The organism is Exiguobacterium sp. s163, assembly GCF_018617135.1.
Lineage (GTDB): Bacteria > Bacillota > Bacilli > Exiguobacteriales > Exiguobacteriaceae > Exiguobacterium > Exiguobacterium profundum.
On the sequence record NZ_JACSJN010000002.1, the window covers coordinates 1 to 21,323 of the forward strand.

A 21,323-nucleotide genomic window follows, 5' to 3' on the forward strand; every position below is an offset into this window, starting at 1 on the left:
TGTTGTGGTGACTTCATTCTACACGAGGAAAGCGTCATGGGCTTTTTTGTGTTCACTTTGGGGTGTTGCACTTAATTTTATAATTCATCTTGTAAAAAGAAAAATTGGGCCCCGCCTAGTTACAATCAAGTATATGCGATTGCTAAAAATCTGTCGCCACAATTAAAGGAACTTGCTCATAAAGGAAAAAAAGAATATCAAAATAATTATGATTTGGTTTATCGTCGTGAGTCTTATTATCCCAATGAAATATGGCAGGCTGACCACACTCCCTTGGATATCCTTGTTTTAAACGAAAAAGGAAAGCCTGAGAGGCCATGGTTAACAATTATTTTAGATGATTATAGCCGAGCAGTTGCAGGGTATTTCCTTAGTTTTCAAGCTCCTTCTGCTATTCAAACTTCTTTAGTTTTACACCAAGCAATATGGAAAAAAAGCAACTCTGATTGGCAAATATGTGGTATACCTGAAACTTTCTATACCGATCACGGAAGTGATTTCACTTCAAATCATTTGGAGCAAGTCGCAATTGATTTAAAAATCAATCTTATTTTTTCTACGGTAGGTATGCCAAGAGGACGGGGGAAAATAGAACGTTTCTTTTTAACAATTAATCAATTATTTTTGCAAGATTTACCAGGTTACATTGGGAATCAAAATACTTTAAATCTTCTTACGATAAAAGAGCTTGATGAGAAATTAGCGCATTTTATTATATATGACTATCACCATAGAGTGCATGGCACTACAAAACAGGAACCTATAAAGATGTGGAATAATTCAGGATTTCTTCCTCATCAACCAGATAGTCTAGAAAGTTTAGATTTATTGTTATTAAATGTTGGAAAGCCAAGAAAAGTTCATTCTGATGGAATTCACTTCCAAGGTTTAAGATATATTGACACCAATTTAGCAGCTTATGTAGGTGAAACTGTTATCATTCGATATGATCCAAGAGATATTGCTGAGATTCGTGTATTTTACAAAGACCAATATTTATGTACGGCAATTTCTCCTGAAATTTCTGATTACGAAGTCGATTTAAAAGAGATTGTTGCGGCACGTAATAAAGCACGGAAAAACCTTGAAAATCAGCTCCATTCTGGAAATAATATTGCGGAAGAACTTATTTCATCTAAGCAGAAAGAGTTAGATAATCCTGTAAACAAAAAAGATTCTAAGAAGTCAAAAATTAAGAGGTATTACAATGAATAAAACACCCTATTTTATTGAAACAAAAGAATATAAACGCTTTGTAGAATTTTGTCAGGCATGTATCAAATACAAATATATCGGAATTTGTTATGGATTACCCGGAGTTGGGAAAACTTTATCCGCTAAGCAATATTCAAATTGGAATTGGGTCGAAAAACAAATTGATTACAAAAAATCGGAAGAAATCGGAATGAATGCAGATGAAAAAATCCTTGAAGCGAAAACAATATTTTACACCGCTCCAGCCATACGGGCGACTAAAATGACGAATGAAATCGATATGATCGGTGGTAAAATGGGTATGGTTAAAAGTATGTATAGAGTTCTTCAGTTAGGAGCAGAAGAAAAATACTCAACGAATGTGTATGAAGAAATTGATCTCATTATTATTGATGAAATAGATCGATTAAAAGTACAGCATTTAGAACAATTAAGAGATATTTATGACCAAAAAGATGTGGCTATGATCTTTATTGGAATGCCGGGTATAGAAAAGCGATTGGCTCGTTATCCTCAACTCTACTCGAGAATAGGTTTTGCCCATGAATTTGACAGATTGAGTAAAGACGAGATCCACCATATTCTGGAATACAAATGGGAAGAGTTAGGATTATCTGTCCAACTGGAAGATTTTGCTAATTATGAAGCTGTCACTAGTATTATTAAAATTACCAGTGGAAACTTTCGACTTATCCAAAGACTTTTCACCCAAATCGAAAGAATATTAGAAATCAATAACCTTGAAACTATCACGACAGAAGTAGTGGAAGCTGCACGAGATAGTTTAGTCATTGGAGTAAAATAAGTAATAAAAAGGACTATTTCATTTAGCGAAATAGTCTTTTTTTGTTCTATTAGTGCAACATAGCGCTTGAAGTTAGTGCGAAATAAAACCATAATTTACACACTACTCGTCATCTCGGTCTATATCCTGTTTGAGGCGTATCAGCGACTAAGCGCGCCACCAGAAATTTTGAGCAGTGGGATGCTTGTCGTCGCCATCATCGGGCTACTCGTCAACATCCTTGCCGCCTGGATTTTAATGCGCGGGGAGAAAGATAATTTGAACGTGAAGAGTGCGTTGTTGCACGTATTCGGAGATTTGCTCGGCTCGGTCGGAGCCGTCACGGCAGCAGTCCTCATCATGTTGTTCGGATGGACGTGGGCGGACCCGGTCGCGAGCGCCTTTGTTGCGATTTTGATTTTAATCAGTGGCTATCGGGTGACGCGTGACGCGATTCATATCTTGATGGAAGGGTCGCCGGAACAGATTGATGTCCGGGCGATGCAAGAAGAGATTGCTAAAGTTGGCGGAGTGAAAGAAGTGCACGACTTGCATGTCTGGTCCATCTCGTCGAGCGAGCATGCAGCTACTTGTCACGTGTTGATTGGAGAAGAGACGGATGATCAAGACGTCTTGAGACAAGTGACGGAACGAATCCGGAAATACGGGAAGTTCGAACGTTCGACGGTCCAGATTGAACGGGAACGACAATGTTGTGAAGAACGAATCATCTGGTAGTGAAGAGTAAGGGAGTTCAGTTTGGACTGAACTCCCTTTTACTAAGGCTTCAATACTACTTTTACGCAGTCATCTAAATGCTCATTGAATAAGTGATAGGCATCAGCAGCATGTTCAAGAGATAAACGATGCGTGATAATGTCAGTAGGGTCAAATTTTTGATCTACGATCATCTGAAATAACTCAGGCATATAATGAATAACAGGTGCTTGTCCTGTTTTCAAAGTAACATTTCGGGTGAAAAAATCTCCCATCGGAAACTGATTATAATTCATTGGGTATACCCCGGTAAGTTGAACGACCCCAAATTTACGAACCGCTTCTTTTGCTACTTTGATTGCGCTTAGTGTACCGCCTTGGATCATAAGTTTTTGTTCTATCTTTTCAATTGAAGATTTTTTTCCATCAATACCTACACAGTCGATAACAACATCTGCCCCGCCATTCGTAATCTCATAGATATATTTTCCTGTCTCAGTTGGATCTTTTAAAAGGATTGTTTCTACTTTATTTGATAGTTTTGCCCGATTTAGTCGATAGAGTTCGGGATCTACAGCAATAACGCGTTTAGCCCCACGTACCCAAGCTAATTTTTGAGTCATTAACCCCACAGGACCTGATCCGAGAACCACTACCGTATCTCCAGCTTTCATGCCAGCATTATCTAAACTCCACCATGCTGTTGGAATAACATCAGATAAAAAGAGAAGTGCCTCATCTTCAAGCTCACATGATTCGGGGATGACAAGCGGCATGAAATTACCGTATGGAACCTTTAGAAACTCTGCTTGACCACCGGGATGATTTCCAAACTGTTCAGTATATCCAAATAAACCACCAGCATCAGTGTGAGGGGCGTGGTTAGAGTTATCGCACTGACTCTCCATCTCATTTTCACAATAAAAGCAGTGACCACATGATACATTGAATGGAAGGACGACCCGATCACCATTTTTCACTTTAGTTACATCAGGTCCAGTCTCTTCAACTATTCCCATAGGCTCATGTCCAATGATAAAACCAGGGCGAGTAGGCATATTCCCTTGATAGATATGAAGATCTGATCCACAAATAGCTGTCGATGTAATTTTTACAATGATTTCTTCCCGATTTTCGATTTCGGGATCTTTAACGTCCTTTACTTCAATCTTCTTAGTTCCTTGATAAGTTACTGCGCGCATATAATTCATTCCTCCTTTTTAAAGACAAGTAATTAGCAACATAGCTTGTATACCCTTCTTTTAAAAAAGATGAACTAAATCTTGGAATTCGATGATGACTATCTTTGACCATTCACATCGATCACGACAATCTCTGGTGGATTATAAATACGTGGAATGTTGAAGCTGTAATTGAATCCTCGTCCAATCACGTGAGTAAACGTCTCATGTTCATAGAGTCCGCCTGCGTATTCAGGAAAGAAGCCTTGGTCAGGTGCGAATAATCCGTTCATCAAGTAAGGGATTCTCACTTGACCGCCATGAGCATGTCCGGATAAGACGAGGTCGAATGGAAGTTTAGCATACGTGTCGACTTGTTCGGCACGGTGGGAGAGAAGCACCTTGAACGTCTCATCGGGGGCGATATCCTGCATCGCCGCAGTCGACTCCGCATCCCAATCCGTATAAATGTTTTCTCTAAACCCACGAAGAGGGTCTTCTAAACCGCCGATTACGAGTTCGATCCCATTGATGGTGACCGTTTCCCATTCGTCTTCGAGAACATTGACGCCATTTGAGCGAAACACGTTTTTCACATCGTGACGGACATAGTCATCCGATCCATCGATTTCATGGTTACCGGTCACGAAATACATCGGTGCAATTCCTTCAAGCCCTTCGATTAGTTCGAATGCGGGTTCAGGTGAACGATATCGGTCCAGTAAATCACCAGGTAAGGCGATGAGATCCGGTTTCTGTGCACGGACCTGGTCAATCAAAATCGACTGTTTATAACCGTATGAAGCGCTGTGTAAGTCGGAGAGGAGCACGATGCGGAGAGACTCGTCTGCTGACAGTTTATCGGACGTCACGTCATACGTCCGGACGGTCAACCCATTGTACGTCGCCGTGAACAACAAAATGCCGAGTGCAACAAAAAGAAGAGTTGATTTATGTTTCTTCATCAGTGCTCCCTCCTTCCTTAATCGTGTCTCTATCTTACTCTGATAGGCAGGGTTAAGCAAAAAAAATCCCGCTCAAGAGAGCGGGATGAATGTTATGCAGCTTTCGCTGTCAATTTGACGTCGACATTTCCGCGAGTCGCTTTTGAATAAGGGCACACTTGGTGTGCTTCTTCGACAAGGCGCTCTGCTGTCGCTTGGTCGACACCTTTGATTTCGACTTCAAGTTCGACTGAAATGAAGAACCCTTCATCGTTTTGGTTTAATGTGACGTGACCTGTGACGCTTGAACCGTCTGTCTTCACACGTTCTTTTCCGATGATGAGGTTGAGGGCACTACCGAAGCAAGCCGCATAGCCAGCTGCGAAAAGTTGTTCCGGGTTTGTCGCACCGTCTACGTGTTTCGCGCCAGGCATCGAGACGTTCATGTCGATGACGCCATCTGTTGATTTCACATGACCTTCGCGGCCACCGATTGCTGTTGCTGATGCTGTGAATAGTGATTTCATGATTGAATTCCTCCATTTCATTTTTAACAATTAAGTTGTGCACAATTTAAATTATAGAGCAGTCAAAAAGTTTCGCAAGTGATATGCTTGGCTAAAGAAGAGTACGGAGGATTACGTATGGACCAATCGTTAAAGTTAGAACATCAAATCTGTTTTCAATTGTATACCGCCTCAAAAGAGCTTACCCGGTTATATCGCCCAATTTTAGCACCGCTAAACCTGACGTATAGTCAATATCTCGTGATGCTTGTCTTATGGGAAGAGGATGGAATCGATTTGCGACAACTCGGATCGCGGTTGACGCTCGACTCTGGGACATTGTCGCCGCTCGTCAAACGGCTCATCCAAATCGGCTATGTGGAGAAAAGTCGTGCGACGGACGACGAACGAAAAATCATCGTTCGTTTGACCGAAAGCGGTAGCGCGTTGCGTGAGCAGGCGGCGAATGTGCCGTTACAAGTAAGTGGTATGCTGAATATAGACGAAGCGACGTATGTCGCATACATGGAGATGCTCACCGATATCAAGACGAGACTACACGATTTCGGGGAGCGTCAGCGCGAGCAGTAAGGAAGGAGGAGCCATGTTTCGAAAATTGATCATCCTCTTGATGGGGATTGGACTCTATATGGCTTGGCAATATGAGATGCCGAACGTCTCTGCCCCGACGAGCATTCAGGTGGAGTCTGAGGTGGCGACCGAACGAGCGACAGACGCGCCAAAGTTCGCAAGTCAGTATGCCGGGCATGACTGGTATTTGGTCGAACGTGGCGGTGACCGCGGACTTGAACTGATTGATGAGGACGGTGCGAAAAAAGGATTCTATCAGTTCGAGACAGGTAGCACGTATCGAGGTCTTGTACTGAATGAAACGACCCGTGATCAAGTCGAGGACATCGGCTTCGAGGCGGTGACTTCGTATAATAAGGGATTGAATCGATACTTGATTCCGGACGATCCATCGTTTTCCGTTTTCGCAATCGACGGACAGTATGTCACTTTCTTTTTTGACCAGCATGACGACGACCTCTTGAAAGGGATCTTATCGGTCGACCGCCGTGTCGAAGAGGCGAGTGAGGGCTACTATGGTGATTTGTCGAAAGAGGGAACAGTCGCCAATGAGCAGTTGATGCGTATTCTCATGAATTGGGATCGGGAGAAATTTGATTTAAATGCTCTAGCTGACTACGAACCACTCTATCCGGTCGTACGGGCGCATAGTCAGAATATGGCGGAGAACGACTTCTTCAGCCATACGGACCCAGAAGGACAGGACCCGTTCGATCGAATGGACGAAGCAGGACTTTCGTATTCGATGGCCGGCGAAAACTTGGCCATGGGACAGATGAGCGTGTTCCATGCGCATTGGGGACTCATGAACTCGAAAGGGCATCGTGAGAACATCATGCAGCCGCGCTTCACCCATGCTGCCGTCGGACTCGCTTACAATGAAGAAGACAGTCCGTTCTACACGATCAACTTCATCACTCCACGTTAAAAGGACGACTCTTCGGAGCCATCCTTTTTCGTATTAAATCAGTTTTTTGACCGCATCCTCAATCTCGGCCGGTGTTGTCTGTGGCGAGAAGCGTTCGATGACGTTCCCGTCGCGATCGACTAAAAACTTCGTGAAGTTCCATTTGATCGCCTTCGACCCGAGAAGCCCGGGCGCTTCTTTTGAGAGATAGGTGAAGAGTGGGTGGGCATCCTTGCCGTTCACGTCGACTTTCGCGAACATCGGGAACGAGACCCCGTAATTTAGTTGACAGAACTCCTGGATTTCTTCATTGGAACCCGGGTCTTGATGACCGAACTGGTTGCACGGGAAGCCTAAGACCTGTAGACCCTGTCCCTTATATGTGTTGTAAAGTGACTCGAGACCTTCGAGCTGTGGCGTGAACCCACATTTGCTCGCCGTGTTGACGATAAGTAAGACGTCGCCTTTATATGTAGCTAACGGTTGCAATTGTCCTTTCATGTCTACTGCTTCAAAATCATAAATCATGGTGATTCCCCCTTTTTCTGTAGTATACCAAGAGAAGGGGACAGACTCGAACTTGAACGCGTTGCGTGCAATCAAATTGTTATGAAATCATGATGTCGCTGTTACATCATTCCGAAGAAAGAATCCGTATAATGAAAAACGTTGTAGAAAGGAACGGTGTTATGCGATTTTTAAAAAATGAATTTATATGGATTGCGCTTATTTTAATCGGACTCTTTTTATCAAGTGCGACGCCTTACTCGGACCAGTCTATCGTTTCGCCACTCGAGCGATTCAATTGGAGCTGGATCGAACCGACGCTCGCGAACGTACAGTTCGACTACGCAGGAAAGGAAATCTCACTTGATACGTTAGGGACGGCAGGATTGATTGAGTTCTTTATGCGGAAGACGGCACATGTCGTCACGTTCTTCGTTCTCGGTGCCTTATTCGTGAAGGCCATCTCGAGAACGAATCTTCATGCGGGACTGAACGTACTCTTCGCTTGGGCACTCGCGAACACGGTGGCGATCTTTGATGAGTATCATCAGAGTTTGACTCCTGAACGGACCGCGCTGTTAGAAGATGTCCTTTTGGATAGTACGGGTGCTGCCGCAGGTGTCATCTTGTTCGGTGGGTTGTTATTCCTTCGTTCGAAACGGAAAAATAGCAAACGGGCCGGTTATGTAGCCTTAAGGTAGTCAAAAAAATGAATAGGTTACTATGTGAAAAGCGCTTTCTTGAAGTGCTTTTTTTCTTTTTAAAGCTATTTTGTGACAACAAACCAAACAAAATATCGTCTATACCCACGTTTTTTAAAGGATAAAACCTAAATTAGGTCAATGTCATACGAATGAAATATAAGTGTAAAATAAATTTTGGTTTAGATTGCTATAATGAGTCACAGAGCGAACGAAATGTCGCGACTTATCTTGTAAAAAATACTTTACGACTATAGATAAAAACTACACGGGAATCAGCGGAGGGAAGCACAGTGTATAACTTGAAAAAATTTGCAGCTACAGTCACTCTAGGCGCACTCTTGATCGGCGGAACGTCACCGACTTATGCAGCCTCACTTACAGAGAAGCAGAAGAAAGTACAAGAACAACGACAAAAGAATAGCAGTGAACAGTCGAAAGCAAACTCTTCGATTCAATCACGTGAGCAAGCCATCAGCAAAGAGCAGCAAGAGATCAACAAGTTAGATGCTGAACTCCAAGACGTCATCAACGATGTCGCTCAGAAAAAAGCTGAGATTCGTGCCACTGAAGAAAAAATTAAAAAGCTTCAAGCACAAATTAAAAAGTACGAAGCGAAAATGAAAGCCCAAGAAGATCTTATGAAAGATCGTATGGCGACGATGCAAAAGAATGGTGGCTCGTCAGTCAACTGGGCTGAGTTCATCTTCGGTTCTAAAGACTTCGGTGATTTGATCACACGTATGATCACAGCTGGTACGATTCAAGAGAACGACCAACAGATCTTCGAAGAATACGAAGCAACGAAAGAAAAACTCGCGAAAGCGCAAGCTGATTTGAAAGCGGAGCGCGACTCACTCGTGAAGCAAAAAGAAGAACTTGAAAAACGTCAGAAAGAGCTCGATCAAAAAATGAAAGAGCGTGCGGCGAAAATCAAGAAACTCGAAGCTGAAAAAGTGAAGTTCGAATCAAAACTCATGAGCCTTCAAGAGATGGAAGATACGCTCAAAGCTCAAGAACAAGCGATTCAAGCAGAAATCGAAGCGCAACGTCGTGCTGAAGAAGAAGCACGTCGTGCAGCGGCAGCAACTGCTGCGGCGAAAAAACAACAAGGTTCAAGCTCGAATAGCGGTTCAAGTGCTTCAACAGCACCGGTAGCGTCTGCACCAGCAAGCGGTGGCATGTTCCAACGTCCAGCAAGCGGTCGCCTCACACAAGGATGGGGTCCAGCAAGCGGAGCGAACGGCTACTCGTTCCACAACGCTCTTGATATCGCAGGTCCAGTCGGTACACCGATCTATGCAGCACAAACAGGTACGGTCCTCCGTGCAGGTTGGGGTGGCGCATACGGAAACCAGGTCATGATCGCACACGTGATCAACGGACAAGTATGGACGACAGTATATGCTCACATGAACTCGGTATCCGTTTCTGCGGGTCAACGCGTGTCACAAGGACAAAACATTGGCGGCATGGGTAGCACAGGGAACTCGACAGGTTCACACCTTCACTTCGAGATTCACCGTGGCGGCTATTCGTACTCTTCATCGAGCGCGGGAAGCACAGTTAACCCAGCATCATTCTTCTAAACACAAAGAAAGTGATCGACGAACGCGTCGATCACTTTTTTGTTGCCCTATAGACGATGAACGTCAAAAGGGAGGCACCGATGACACTGAGCCATAGCGTTTCGAAGTTTGGGTCATCGAGCATGCTCCGGCCTCCAAGGAACACCATATAGCCGAGTATCGCGAGCGTGACAAGTGTCAAAGCGGTCAATCGGATCTGTCGGGGGATACGGAGCCACCAACCGAATAATCTGTTCATGAAAAATCGCCTCCTCTATTAGTATAGGGGAGGCGATGTGTTTCATCTAGCGAGTCGGACCCAAGCAGAGTCCATGATTTGTCGGTAACCGACTTCCCGATAGATTTTGTTCGATGTCGGGTTCGTCAAGTCGGTATAGAGGACACAGAACGATTTCGTCTCAAGTAATTGGCGGCTAAGGTCTGCAACGAGACTTCGCGCGTAACCTCTACCACGTGCATCAGGTGATGTGTAGACAAATGAAACGGTGATCCCGTTCTCAGTTGGACGTGCGCGTTTCGCACACGAGACGACCTGTCCGTCGACTTCCCAAAAGACAGCCTCTTCCCTGTCGAGCATCGTCTGTACAGCCTTCGTCACCTTCTCTGGTGGAGATGATCGGAGACCTGATTCGGCTTCGAAGGCACTATACCAAGCTTCGAGCTGTGCCTGGTCGGCCTTCGTCGCTTCTCGCATGTGGCCTTTTGCCATGTCGATGTCTTCCACGCTGTCGAGGCGATAAAGACCTTGGGACATGAACATCTCACTCGACCCAGACGTCAACTCCTGCCATACTTTCCCGAAACGTTCCGCTTGCTGTCGTTCCGAGACGACTTCCGCGAAGGGGACTGCTTCTTTCAAAAGGTGGGGGATGATGAAAGACGGGAGAAGGTCCGAGCGCTCCGTCTTCACGACGATATAGTGAAGTGGATGCGGTGGTGTCACTTGGAGGATGGCGAGAAGCTCCCCGTCCTCTTCGACTGTGAACTGATGAAACGTTTCATAGATTCCTTGTTTGACGTTATTCAAGACGCCAATCATGAGGCTATTCTTTGCCTCCTCGTCGAGTAATGCCGTCATGACGCGGTCTGAGAAGTGATTAGGGTCTTTCCATTCAATCCATTCCATATGGTTCTCTCCTTTATTATATGTAGACAAAAACGGACAAACCTGATGGCTTGCCCGTTTATGAGTCGTTCATTATGCGATATTTTCTTGTTTCGACGACGTGTTGTCGAGAAGTTTTGTGTTGTGTTTGAAGTAATGAATGATTTTCGCGATGGCACCGTCACCCGTGACGTTTGTTGCTGTCCCGAAGCTATCTTGTGCCAAGTAGAGTGCGATGACCAAACTTTGCATCGTCGCGTCGAATCCGAGGATCGAGCCGAACAATCCGAGCGATGCCATGACGGCCCCGCCTGGTACACCTGGTGCTGCAATCATCGTCACACCGAGTGCGAGGATGAATGGAAGCATGATTGCGTAGGATAACGCCATGCCATTCAAGTACATGAGCGCGACACCGACCGATGTGAGTGTGATCGTCGACCCTGACAAGTGGATCGTTGCCGAGAGCGGGATGACGAAGTTCGCGACACCTTCGTCCGTGTTGTTCAACTTCGCTTGGCGAAGCGTGACTGGAATCGTCGCGGCCGATGATTGCGTCCCGATGGCTGTGAAGTAAGCCGGCATCATCGTCTTGAGCAACTTGAACGGATTCTCTTTGTTAAGACCACCTGCGATTGAATATTGAATCATGAGCATCGTCAAATGAAGGACGATGATTGTGACGAAGACGAGCGAGAAGACCGATAGGATCTCAGCGACTTGACCAGCGTACGTCATGTTCATGAAAATTCCGGCGATGTGGATTGGAAGTAATGGAATAATGACTTTACTGATTAAGAGTTCGATGATATCGCGGAAATCCATGGCGAGGTCGAGTGACCGTTTGCTTTCGATCGCGGCAATCCCGATTCCGATGACGAAAGCTAAGATAAGTGCGGTCATAACACCGAATACAGGTGGAATCTCAAATTCCATGAACCCTTTCAACAAGGCTTCTTCTGGATTTTCTGCTCCTGTCGTCGACCGTGTCAAAATTTGCGGGAACAAGTTGCTTGTTGCAAAGTATGCTAATGTTCCGGCGATGATGGTTGATGCGTAAGCGATGAGTGCTGTGAGTCCGACCAGCTTTCCTGCTCCTTTTCCAAGTTCCCCGATACCCGGGATGATAAAAGCAAGAATAATTAATGGAATAGCGAAGCCTAAGAACTGCCCGAAGACCGTGTTGAACGTCACGAACGTCCGAACAATCCAGTTCTGACTTTCTGGTACAATGCTCCCGAGTAAAATACCGAAAGCGATCGCGATGATGATGCGACCTAAGAGGCCAATACGTAATTTCAAATCAATCACCCTTTCTGTTTGTTTGAATAGTTGATATTTTCGCACATTTTACGGAATGTTGCCACCTTCTCTTACAATTTTTCTAAAGAAAGACGTTTGACAACTGTTTAGAAGGGTATTAGAAAATGTTGTACATATCAAGGGAAGGGGCTTCTCCTTTTCCTAATATAAAAACGATGTTATGATTAATTCTGACAGACGTAAAGGAGGGGTGCGCGTGCAGTTACAACGAACAACGATTCACATTGCGGGTCAAGACTATACGATCGTAAGCGAAGAACCCGCTGACCACGTGAGGGAAGTAGGCTTTTTGGTCGACAGTAAGATCCGCGAAATTCGTGAACAATCCCCTCATCTAGATGCTCGTCAGGCAGCGGTCTTGGCTGCGATTCAAATCGCGAGCGACCACGTCAAAACTAAACGAAATATGGGAGAATAAATCAATCCATGGTTACGCTACTTATACTGTTTTTCTTGTTTATCGGAATCGTCAACGGCTTCCGTCGTGGCGCGATTCTACAGCTCGGCCATTGGGTCGCGCTCATCATCAGTTTTCTCGTCGCCAATACGTACTATAAAGAGTTAGCCGAAGCGTTCAAGCTGTGGATCCCGTATCCGTCTCAGCTCGACGGAACGCTCCCGGGTGGCGTGTTGGACCTCAATTCCCTTTCAGGGATTGAGATGACATTTTATAACGTCTTTTGGTTCGTCGTCTTGTTCCTCATTACGAAACTCGTCTTGCATCTCATCTTGGCGATGCTCGACTTCTTGACGGACTTGCCAATTTTGCGCCAATTAAAAGGTGTGATCGGAGCTGTCCTAGGATTCTTCGAGGCATATGTCATCACATTCTTCATCCTTTGGGTGATCGCGTTCGTGCCGATGGCGAGCGTTCAAAACGCCGTCGACAAATCGTCGCTAGCGACATATATCATTCAAGACACGCCATATCTATCGGATTGGTTTTCAAATAAGATGTTGTGACACGACAGGCCGGAATGCAAGCTAGTGCTTGTGTCTCGGTCTTTTCTGTGTGAAGAGGGGGAAGCATATGAATAAAGTAGAAGCGATGATGTTGCTCGAGAAGATCGCGCAATATATGGAGATCAAAGGGGAGAACCCGTTTAAAATCAATGCGTTCCGCAAGGCGGCGACAGCGCTAGAGAACACGGACCTTGAACTCGAGGACATCGACGACTTGACGTCCATCTCAGGAATCGGGAAAGGGACGGCTGCAGTCCTTGAAGAGTATCGAGACACAGGACGCAGTGAAGTACTTGAAGCACTGCAAGAAGAGATTCCGTTCGGTTTGATGAAGCTCTTGAAAATTCAAGGGCTCGGCGGGAAGAAACTTGCTAAACTCCGTGAAATCGGTGTCGTCGACTTGGAGTCGCTCATCCGTGTACTCGAAGATGGGACGGCTGCATCATTACCCGGTTTCGGGGCGAAGAGTGTGGAGAAATTACTCGCCGCCGCGAAGAACCTCGAATCACGTCCAGAACGATTGGCTTATGCAGTCATGCGACCAATCGTTGAAGAAATCAATGAGGTGTTAGAGAAGGAGACGCTCGTCTTGCGTCATTCGGTCGGAGGAAGCTTCCGCCGTGCCGAAGAGACGTGTAAAGACCTTGACTTCATCATCGCGACCGAGGAGCCGATTGAGCTACGTGAGAAGCTGCTCGCTTTGCCGTTCATCAACGAAGTGATTGCGGCAGGCGAGACGAAAGTCTCGCTCGTCCTCGAACGTGAAGAGATGGTATCGGTCGATTTACGTATGGTCGAGCCAGGCGCGTTCGCTGCGACGCTTCACCATTTCACGGGTTCGAAAGACCACAACGTCCGCATGCGTCAACTCGCGAAAGCAAAAGGAGAGTCCATTTCCGAATATGGGGTCGAGACAGCAGACGGATTGTGGCAACCAAAAACAGAAGAAGAATTGTTCGAACGGTACGGTCTCCCATTCATCCCGCCTGAACTTCGGGAGGGGCATGCTGAGTTCGAGCACGACTTATCGAAGCTCGTCACGCTCGAGGACATCAAGGCTGACGCGCACATGCACACGGTCTGGTCGGACGGGAAGTTGACCGTCGACGAAATTGTCGTGGCGATGAAAGATCGCGGCTATGAATGGATGGCCATCACCGACCACGGGAAGTATTTGACGTTCGTCAATGGCTTGACCGAGGAACGGCTCGAAGCACAAGGGGAAGAAATCCGCGAGGCCGCGAAGACACATGATATGAACGTGTTACGAGGCGTTGAGATGGACATCCGTCCTGACGGGACGCTCGACTATGAACCCGAGTTTCTAGAGACGCTCGATTACGTCGTCGCCTCCATCCATTCGAAGATGGACCAATCGGTCGACGAGATCATGGCTCGTCTCGAGAACGCCTGTCGTTCTCCGTACGTCAACGTGATCGCCCATCCGACGGGTCGACTCATCGGTCGTCGGGACGGCTATCCAATCGACGAGGACAAGTTGATCGCACTCGCCAAAGAGACAGGGACGGCGCTCGAGTTGAACGCCAACCCGAACCGCCTCGACCTGACAGCTTCTACGCTGAAGAAGGCGAAGGCGGCGGGCGTCAAAGTGATGATCAACACGGATACGCATCACCCAGATATGATGGAAGACATGGCCCTCGGTGTGTTGCACGCACGGAAAGCCTATCTCGAACCATCGGATATTATCAACTGCTTCACGTTTGAAGACGCCAAGGCGTTCTTTGCGGCGAAGCGATAGAAAGGAACATGCTAGATGGACCACGCGTTACGCGTATTAGAATATGAAAAATTGCGCCAACAGCTTGCCGGTCACGCGGCGAGCTCGCTCGGAAAAGATTTGGCGCTGAAGATGCAACCCGACTACTCATATGACCGGGTGCTCTCGAATTTGAACGTGACGAAAGAGGCGACCGAGGTCGTTCGTCTCCGTGACCGTCTGCCGCTCGGTGGGCTTACGGATGTCCGCGCGGAAGTGAAACGGGCCGCGATTGGCTCGGTCCTCTCGACGAGCGAATTGCTCGCTGTCGCTGCCGTCATGTATGGCGGACGCCAAGTGAAGAACTTCTTCGAGAAGCTTCACGAGGATAACGAAGAGATTCGCATTCCACGTCTTGACGAGTATGCGGACAAGTTGACGAAGCTCATCGAGGTCGAACAGGCGATTCGTCATGCGATTGACGACCAAGGGACGGTCCAAGATTCCGCGAGTCCACAACTCCGTGGACTTCGGACACAGCTTCGGAGCTTTGAAGGGAGTGTCCGGTCACGTATCGACAACATCCTCCGTAACAATGCGAAGATGCTCTCGGACGCCATCGTCACAATCCGGAACGATCGCTATGTTGTACCGGTCAAACAAGAGTACCGTCAAGCGTTCGGTGGAATCGTCCATGACCAGTCGGCTTCTGGTCAGACACTCTTCATTGAGCCGCAGGCCATCGTCTCCATCAATAACGAGATTCAAGAAGTTCGTCTGAAAGAACGTGCTGAAATCGAGCGGATTCTAAGTGCTCTCTCGAACGAGGTCGGTGGGGTCCATGATGCCATCATGACGAACCTCGACGTGTTGGCCGAACTCGACTTCATCTTTGCGAAAGTCGCATACGGACAAGAGATGAAAGCGACCGAGCCAAAGTTGAACGACAATCGAGAAATCAAGTTGAAACAGGCACGTCATCCGTTCATCCCGAAAGATGAGGTCGTACCGATCACGGTCGAGCTCGGAGAAGACTACACGTCACTCGTCATCACCGGACCAAACACCGGCGGGAAAACCGTCACGTTGAAGACGATTGGACTCCTTCAATTGATGGTGCAATCAGGTCTCTACGTGCCGGCAGAGTTCGGGACAGAGCTTTCCGTGTTTGACGCGGTCTATGCCGATATCGGGGATGAGCAATCGATTGAACAGAGTCTCTCGACGTTCAGCTCGCATATGACAAACATCGTCGGCATGCTCGACAAAATCGACTTCATGTCACTCGTCCTCTTCGATGAGCTCGGTGCCGGGACGGATCCACAAGAAGGAGCTGCCCTTGCCATCGCCATCTTAGATGAAGTGAAACGCCGCGGGGCACGTGTCGCTGCGACGACGCACTACTCGGAACTAAAGGCTTACGCTTATAACCGCGAAGGTGTCATGAACGCCTCGATGGAGTTTGATATCGAATCGCTCAGCCCAACGTACCGTCTCTTGATTGGCGTACCGGGTCGCTCGAACGCCTTCGAGATCAGTCGTCGTCTCGGACTGTCTGAGCAAGTCATCGACAAGGCACGTAGCCACGTCGGTAGTGATGCCGAGTCAGTCGAATCGATGATCAATGAGCTTGAAGCAGCGAAGCAACGCGCCGAGCAGCTCGAGCAAGAGCTCATCGTCAAGCGCCATGACTTTGAAGAAGAGCAGGCCGAATTCGAAGCGAAGTTGACCGAATTTGAGCGCGAACGCGACAACTTGTATAGAGCGGCCGAGGCGAAAGCCGAGAAGGCCGTCGAACAGGCGAAGCGTCAAGCGAACGAAGTCATCGACCGCTTGAAGAAGCTACGTGAGCAAGGAATCGTCAAAGAGCACGAGATTATCGCGGCGAAGAAAGAGCTCGAATCGGCAAAACCGACGCTTCAAGAGAAAAAGATTCAAAAAGTGAAACAAAAAGCCCAGCAGAAACGTACGTTCAGTAAGGGCGAAGAAGTGAAAGTGACGACGTTCAATCAAAAAGGCTACATCGTGAAACAAATCAACGACAATGAGTATAACGTCCAAGTTGGCATCATGAAAGTGAATGTTAAAGCGGACGACCTTCAGAAGATCGGTCCATCGAAAGAGAAGTCGCTTCAGTCGAAAGGCAGCTCGCTCAAACGTCAGAGCTCGACGAAGTCCGAGCTCGACCTCCGTGGCGTTCGTGTCGAAGAGGGACTCATGCGTCTAGACAAGTATATCGATGAAGCACTCGTGTCGGGCTATGATAACGTCCGCATCATCCACGGATTAGGTACCGGAGCGATGCGTCAGGCGACACAAGAATTTTTAAGAGGACATCGTCACGTGAAGAGCCAGCGCCCAGGAGGAATGGGTGAAGGTGGACTCGGTGTCACGGTCGTCGAACTGAAGTAAGGAGAGTCGGGAATGGGTACGATTACGTTTGCCGTTATGCTGGAGTCGTTCGGCCTCTATTCGATGGCGGGACTGATGATTGTCGTCGGTCTTGCCATCTTCGAGGTGACAACGCCGTACAGCAACTGGCGTGAGATTCAAAAAGGAAATATTGCCGTCGCCTTGGCGACAGGCGGGAAGATTGTCGGTCTCGCCAACATCTTTCGGGTCGTCGAGAACCATCATGATAGCACAATCGACATCTTCGTCGGGGGTGCTTTCGGATTCATTTTGCTCCTCGCGACATACTGGTTGTTTGAATTTTTGACACCGACACTGAAGGTGAACGATGAGATTCAACAAGGGAATATCGCCGTCGGGTTGTTGGCATTCTTGCTGTCGATTGGGGTCTCCCTCGTCGTCGGCGCGGCATTGGTGAGGTGAAGACATGGTATACGAACGATTGGCAAAGATCTTGTTCATCGGGGCCGGGCTGTTCTTAGTGGCAGCGGCACTATGGTATATCTTTTATTGAAGGAAGAGGGAGAATCCATTCGGGTGCTCCCTTTTTTTGATTTTAGATACCTTGAATATAAAATATATGGGTGAAAGGAAAATATTTTACAATTCGTGTGAGGAAATCGATATACTGAAACTAGATTATGGAACGAGATACATAAGAAGGTTGAGGTGTAGGTCATGGCGAACGGATCAGAAGTGTTTGAAGTCTTGATGACGAATGCAGTGAAATTACCTGGGGTGAAAGTAGACCGGAAAGAGTTTTTAGACCAAAGTTTCAGTAAGTACGTGCCAGCGACTCAGTTGGCAGAGGTTGTCGAGAAGGGGCCGCTTGAAGCAAAGGTATCTCTTTCAGTCATCAAAAAAGTAGCGAAGCGAAATATTACCGATCAGACGATGAAAAGTTCGAGTGCATCGTTTGCAGCCGGGCTACCAGGAGGCATCGGTCTTGCCGCAACGATTCCGGCCGATACGGCACAATTCTTCGGTTTCGCCCTCCGTTTAGCGCAAGAAATCGGGTATTTGTATGGATACGATGACTTTTGGGAAGACGGGGAATTAGATGTCGAACGGGTGAATGGAGAATTGATTCTCTTTTTAGGTGTCATGTTCGGAGTGGGAGGTGCGACGGCTACCATCAAGGCACTATCCGCACAACTCTCGAAAGAAGCTTTGAAAAAGATTCCGAACAAAGCGCTGACGAAAACGGTGTACTATCCAATCATCAAGAAAATGTCGGCGATGATCGGGGTGAAGATGACGAAAGATACGTTCGCCAAAGGGATCTCGAAGATGATTCCACTCGCAGGTGGTGTCATCTCAGGAGGGATCACGTACTCATCCATGACGAAGATGGGCAATCGTCTCATGCATGCGCTTGAAGAAGGAGTCAACATGACGGAAACGGAATTTATTGAAAGTGTGGAAGCAGTCAAGCGTGAAAATCTTGAAATCATCGAAGCAGAATTTGTAGAAATTGATGAGGAATCACGTAATGACGGGGAAGTCATATAAGGAGATATTGTATGTTCTAGGAGGGGATCATTCATGAATCTAGACTACACTACTTGATGTCGACCGAACGTTACGTACTCGACATGGAATCGTTTCAGATGAAGAATGAGGCGTATTATCCGTTAGAGTGGACGTTTTATGGAGCGGCGAATCCGACGATGCTCCTCACATGGGATGCCGAGCGCGACCGCATCCGAGTTCGCTTCGAACAGTATGCCGTCTTTCTAGGGACACAAGAAGAGCACGGAATGAAAGAAGATGGGTTATGGAACGAGCATCCGATTGTGAAACTGTCCGCGTCGCGCCTGATGTCATTCGCCAGTGAACGGATGGCGATTGATCGGGTGAACCGAAACCGTGGTGCGCTCGCGCATTATGTCATCCGTACGATCGAACAGGAATTTCATGTGTTGGCGTATGAAGACCCGACCGTAGAAAACCTAGGAAAAGTCGGGGACACGGGAGTACGTGTCGAAATTGTGGAAGAAGCCGAATGAAAAACAACGTCGCCTCTAATCGGGGCGACGTTGTTTAGTTTACGGAACATCAATTTTGACGGTATACACTTTCGGCATGGCGCTGCTTGACGCATACAAAACGAGCGTCTTCTCTTTTTCTGGGACGAGGAAGACCAAATCGATTTCAGATTTCTCGCCTGTGAAATAACGAAAACCGTTCTTGAACTCTTTTTTGTTGTGGTTGACCATATCGACTGGACTATATTTTGTCCCGTCTGGTGTGTACATACGGAATCCGTTCGGACGATATTCCATATAACCACCTTGACCGTCATCTGAATGGAAGAGGGAGAGCGGGAGACTCACGAATCGCTTCCCATCTTCCGATTCAGTTCCATCCGGTGAAGCGAAGACGGGTTGTCCAACTTGGAATTCACGTTTTTTCATTTGTGGATCTCCAATAAACGTTTGGAACGTGCCGAGGTTCATGATTTTTTGAAGGTCATCTTCTTTCGGTGTGGTGGCTTTGGTTTCTTTCGGTTTATCTGCTTGTGAACTACTCGCCACTTATTTGCTTCGCAAATTGAAGGGAGAATTTCTTGGGAAGACCGTGCTCTTACTAGCCACGATTATGGACCAAGCTCGTCAGGCAGTCCCCGTCCTGAATGGTTGTCAGTCGGCCAACATCCATAGGTTGATGCTTGCGTTGATGTCACGGTCTTGATGCGCGCCATAATGACTTGGTTCTTGTCAACGATCCGTCTCGACAGTTTGTGAAGGAAGTCCTTGCGTTGATCGGCCATCTTTTCGTGTTTCTTGGCCATCGAGACCTACATATTGTTTTACAACCATGTTCGTCTTCAGAAACGACTAAATGACTTGAGCCCTGTCGAATACAGATCTCAAGCCGCCTAGGCTGGTTTTCATTATTTGCCCTTTCTACTTGACGGGGAGCAGTTCAAAAGTAAGCGTCAGATAGTGAACACGTTGGTTCTTATAAAAGAAAGAGTCTAGGTTTTGTCCCAGCCTCTTCATTTATGCAAATTGTGTTGAATTGTTCAGCGCACAGGTACCGTTTCATCATATAATTCATCATAAAGAAAAGTAGCAAAAGCCCTTACCTTATTGTGTTCTTTATCACATTTGTAACAACATTAGTTGAGGCTGTGTTTTTTCTGTTAGGGAAAGTATCATACGGAAATGGATGGAATGTCTTTTGGACATTTCAGACTGTAAAAATAGGATGATTTAACCGTGGATTACATTTATGAAGTGGACACCCTGTCCCTTTCTTATATTTTTGGTAAGCGCTATAATTAACTATATCTTGAATTCGGGATATACTAATTTTTCCTTTCATTTAAAACATAATAGGGATCAAAATTTAATTAATTATGAGAAGGTGATTACTCTGGAATGGCAGACTTGGCTACTTATCTCGGTTATCGGGTTTACGTTTTATTTGTACGCAGAAGTTCGTGACCTTCGGATGCGCTTGCGTCAACTTGAGAAGACGAATCATCCTTCTACACAAGAATTCAGTCCGGAGTTGGATCAAGAGCTAGCTGCATTAGTAAGACAAGGGAAAAAAGTACAAGCCGTCAAGCGCGTTCGAGAAGAACACGGCTGGACGCTACTTGAAGCCAAACAGGCAGTAGACCGATATGAAGAATAAAAGTAAGTGTCAAATAGAAAACACGTTGTTTCTTATTTTCTGTTACAGAAGACGAACAAAGGCTTCGAAAATGGATCTAACTGGAAAAGTTCCTGGACGATGACAGCAAGTCCGTCAATCGATTTGCGAAGGTCTGTTGGACCCGCTGCTAGATAGACGCGCTCGACAGCGCGACCATTCATCATACCAAGCGCAGCGTCCGGATCACTTGTAGTAGAAGTGTCTCATCGTAGCCACTCGTCACCTCGATATCAACTTGATTTATTCTCAAAGAAATTGATTTTTCTTTTGGTTCTTCGACGACACAGGAGGCCCAACTGGTTTCCTGGCTTGAATCACGATTGATTGGGGACTGTTTTCGTAGCTAATATTTCATATTGTGAAGTGAAACATCACTTGTTTCACACCATTCGACCAGGGACAAACCACTAGCACGATACTCTTCAATCTTCACTATCCAATATGTTTCTTTCTCTTTTCTTTTCAAAGTAAAACCTCCCAAATCTCATATTT

At 46.6% G+C, this 21,323-nt stretch carries 25 protein-coding genes and 2 pseudogenes; 16 read left to right on the plus strand and 11 right to left on the minus strand.

Annotation, left to right across the window (positions count from 1 at the left end; translation table 11 throughout):
• Positions 1–213: 213 nt before the first annotated feature.
• The 3 genes from KNO71_RS06505 (at position 214) to KNO71_RS06515 (ending at position 2,737) form a co-directional block, all read left to right on the plus strand.
• Positions 214–1,215, plus strand: coding sequence for a Mu transposase C-terminal domain-containing protein (locus KNO71_RS06505; RefSeq protein ID WP_002330463.1), 1,002 nt, complete (start codon positions 214–216; stop codon positions 1,213–1,215).
• Positions 1,208–2,020, plus strand: a complete 813-nt coding sequence (locus tag KNO71_RS06510; protein WP_002316690.1) for an AAA family ATPase — start codon at positions 1,208–1,210, stop codon at positions 2,018–2,020. Before KNO71_RS06505 ends, KNO71_RS06510 begins: the two co-directional genes overlap by 8 nt.
• A gap of 75 nt (positions 2,021–2,095) precedes the next feature.
• Positions 2,096–2,737 carry a cation diffusion facilitator family transporter gene (locus tag KNO71_RS06515; protein WP_287472409.1) on the plus strand — a complete coding sequence of 214 codons (642 nt, stop codon included), beginning with the start codon at positions 2,096–2,098 and terminating at the stop codon, positions 2,735–2,737.
• Between the two features lie 41 nt (positions 2,738–2,778).
• Here KNO71_RS06515 and KNO71_RS06520 read toward each other — a convergent pair whose 3' ends face one another.
• From KNO71_RS06520 to KNO71_RS06530, 3 genes are all read right to left on the minus strand, one after another.
• On the minus strand, positions 2,779–3,918 hold the full coding sequence (locus KNO71_RS06520; RefSeq protein WP_214687734.1) for a zinc-dependent alcohol dehydrogenase: 1,140 nt from the start codon (positions 3,916–3,918) through the stop codon (positions 2,779–2,781).
• Between the two features lie 98 nt (positions 3,919–4,016).
• A complete protein-coding gene (locus tag KNO71_RS06525) occupies positions 4,017–4,862 on the minus strand; it encodes a metallophosphoesterase (RefSeq protein WP_214687736.1) in 846 nt (281 codons plus the stop codon).
• 92 nt (positions 4,863–4,954) lie between these two features.
• Positions 4,955–5,368 (minus strand): organic hydroperoxide resistance protein, encoded by a 414-nt coding sequence (locus KNO71_RS06530; protein ID WP_015881037.1) that lies wholly within the window; start codon positions 5,366–5,368, stop codon positions 4,955–4,957.
• 117 nt (positions 5,369–5,485) lie between these two features.
• Between KNO71_RS06530 and KNO71_RS06535 the strand changes: the two genes are divergently transcribed.
• Positions 5,486–5,938 (plus strand): MarR family winged helix-turn-helix transcriptional regulator, encoded by a 453-nt coding sequence (locus KNO71_RS06535; RefSeq protein ID WP_159561931.1) that lies wholly within the window; start codon positions 5,486–5,488, stop codon positions 5,936–5,938.
• A gap of 13 nt (positions 5,939–5,951) precedes the next feature.
• Positions 5,952–6,866 (plus strand): CAP domain-containing protein, encoded by a 915-nt coding sequence (locus tag KNO71_RS06540; RefSeq protein WP_214687738.1) that lies wholly within the window; start codon positions 5,952–5,954, stop codon positions 6,864–6,866.
• Positions 6,867–6,899: 33 nt separating this feature from the next.
• Here KNO71_RS06540 and KNO71_RS06545 read toward each other — a convergent pair whose 3' ends face one another.
• Positions 6,900–7,373: a glutathione peroxidase gene (locus tag KNO71_RS06545; protein ID WP_078146490.1), complete on the minus strand. Its 474-nt coding sequence runs from the start codon at positions 7,371–7,373 to the stop codon at positions 6,900–6,902.
• Positions 7,374–7,534: 161 nt separating this feature from the next.
• Between KNO71_RS06545 and KNO71_RS06550 the strand changes: the two genes are divergently transcribed.
• Both KNO71_RS06550 and KNO71_RS06555 read left to right on the plus strand, forming a co-directional pair.
• A complete protein-coding gene (locus KNO71_RS06550; protein WP_214684825.1) occupies positions 7,535–8,053 on the plus strand; it encodes a VanZ family protein in 519 nt (172 codons plus the stop codon).
• Positions 8,054–8,346: 293 nt separating this feature from the next.
• Entirely contained in the window at positions 8,347–9,642 is a 1,296-nt protein-coding gene (locus KNO71_RS06555; protein WP_214684823.1) for a murein hydrolase activator EnvC family protein, read from the plus strand.
• Positions 9,643–9,673: 31 nt separating this feature from the next.
• Here the strand turns inward: KNO71_RS06555 and KNO71_RS06560 are convergent, their stop codons facing one another.
• The 3 genes from KNO71_RS06560 to KNO71_RS06570 all read right to left on the minus strand — a co-directional run bounded on the left by KNO71_RS06560 (position 9,674) and on the right by KNO71_RS06570 (position 12,049).
• Complete coding sequence (locus tag KNO71_RS06560) at positions 9,674–9,880, minus strand: hypothetical protein (RefSeq protein WP_214684821.1); 207 nt, start codon at positions 9,878–9,880, stop codon at positions 9,674–9,676.
• A 42-nt stretch (positions 9,881–9,922) separates the two neighbouring features.
• Positions 9,923–10,768 carry a GNAT family N-acetyltransferase gene (locus KNO71_RS06565; protein WP_214684819.1) on the minus strand — a complete coding sequence of 282 codons (846 nt, stop codon included), beginning with the start codon at positions 10,766–10,768 and terminating at the stop codon, positions 9,923–9,925.
• Between the two features lie 72 nt (positions 10,769–10,840).
• Positions 10,841–12,049: a dicarboxylate/amino acid:cation symporter gene (locus tag KNO71_RS06570; protein ID WP_251024810.1), complete on the minus strand. Its 1,209-nt coding sequence runs from the start codon at positions 12,047–12,049 to the stop codon at positions 10,841–10,843.
• Between the two features lie 217 nt (positions 12,050–12,266).
• Here KNO71_RS06570 and zapA point away from each other — a divergent pair, with 217 nt between their 5' ends.
• From zapA to KNO71_RS06605, 7 genes are all read left to right on the plus strand, one after another.
• The gene (gene zapA, locus KNO71_RS06575; protein ID WP_015881047.1) at positions 12,267–12,488 is read left to right on the plus strand and encodes a cell division protein ZapA; all 222 of its coding nucleotides are present in this window, start codon (positions 12,267–12,269) and stop codon (positions 12,486–12,488) included.
• A gap of 8 nt (positions 12,489–12,496) precedes the next feature.
• Positions 12,497–13,033 (plus strand): CvpA family protein, encoded by a 537-nt coding sequence (locus KNO71_RS06580; protein ID WP_031421319.1) that lies wholly within the window; start codon positions 12,497–12,499, stop codon positions 13,031–13,033.
• 67 nt (positions 13,034–13,100) lie between these two features.
• Positions 13,101–14,795, plus strand: coding sequence for a DNA polymerase/3'-5' exonuclease PolX (gene polX / locus KNO71_RS06585; protein ID WP_214687740.1), 1,695 nt, complete (start codon positions 13,101–13,103; stop codon positions 14,793–14,795).
• A gap of 15 nt (positions 14,796–14,810) precedes the next feature.
• Positions 14,811–17,165 carry an endonuclease MutS2 gene (locus tag KNO71_RS06590; RefSeq protein ID WP_214687742.1) on the plus strand — a complete coding sequence of 785 codons (2,355 nt, stop codon included), beginning with the start codon at positions 14,811–14,813 and terminating at the stop codon, positions 17,163–17,165.
• 12 nt (positions 17,166–17,177) lie between these two features.
• Complete coding sequence (locus tag KNO71_RS06595; RefSeq protein ID WP_078146497.1) at positions 17,178–17,588, plus strand: DUF350 domain-containing protein; 411 nt, start codon at positions 17,178–17,180, stop codon at positions 17,586–17,588.
• A 255-nt stretch (positions 17,589–17,843) separates the two neighbouring features.
• Positions 17,844–18,677, plus strand: coding sequence for an EcsC family protein (locus KNO71_RS06600; RefSeq protein WP_214687744.1), 834 nt, complete (start codon positions 17,844–17,846; stop codon positions 18,675–18,677).
• A gap of 53 nt (positions 18,678–18,730) precedes the next feature.
• Positions 18,731–19,174, plus strand: a complete 444-nt coding sequence (locus KNO71_RS06605) for a hypothetical protein (protein WP_214687746.1) — start codon at positions 18,731–18,733, stop codon at positions 19,172–19,174.
• A 39-nt stretch (positions 19,175–19,213) separates the two neighbouring features.
• Here KNO71_RS06605 and KNO71_RS06610 read toward each other — a convergent pair whose 3' ends face one another.
• Complete coding sequence (locus KNO71_RS06610) at positions 19,214–19,702, minus strand: hypothetical protein (RefSeq protein WP_214687748.1); 489 nt, start codon at positions 19,700–19,702, stop codon at positions 19,214–19,216.
• A 164-nt stretch (positions 19,703–19,866) separates the two neighbouring features.
• A pseudogene (locus KNO71_RS17910) lies at positions 19,867–19,959 on the minus strand (RNA-guided endonuclease TnpB family protein); the annotation flags it as partial.
• On the opposite strand from KNO71_RS17910, the pseudogene KNO71_RS06620 reads away from it, so the two are divergent.
• A pseudogene (locus tag KNO71_RS06620) lies at positions 19,955–20,050 on the plus strand (IS3 family transposase); the annotation flags it as partial. The pseudogenes KNO71_RS17910 and KNO71_RS06620 overlap by 5 nt on opposite strands.
• Before the next feature lie 487 nt (positions 20,051–20,537).
• Complete coding sequence (locus KNO71_RS06625; RefSeq protein WP_214687752.1) at positions 20,538–20,810, plus strand: hypothetical protein; 273 nt, start codon at positions 20,538–20,540, stop codon at positions 20,808–20,810.
• A gap of 32 nt (positions 20,811–20,842) precedes the next feature.
• Here KNO71_RS06625 and tnpB read toward each other — a convergent pair whose 3' ends face one another.
• Together tnpB and tnpA are read right to left on the minus strand one after the other, a co-directional pair.
• Positions 20,843–20,995: an IS66 family insertion sequence element accessory protein TnpB gene (gene tnpB / locus KNO71_RS06630; RefSeq protein ID WP_214687754.1), complete on the minus strand. Its 153-nt coding sequence runs from the start codon at positions 20,993–20,995 to the stop codon at positions 20,843–20,845.
• 179 nt (positions 20,996–21,174) lie between these two features.
• Positions 21,175–21,312, minus strand: a complete 138-nt coding sequence (gene tnpA / locus KNO71_RS17915; RefSeq protein ID WP_483298387.1) for an IS66 family insertion sequence element accessory protein TnpA — start codon at positions 21,310–21,312, stop codon at positions 21,175–21,177.
• Positions 21,313–21,323 lie beyond the last annotated feature (11 nt).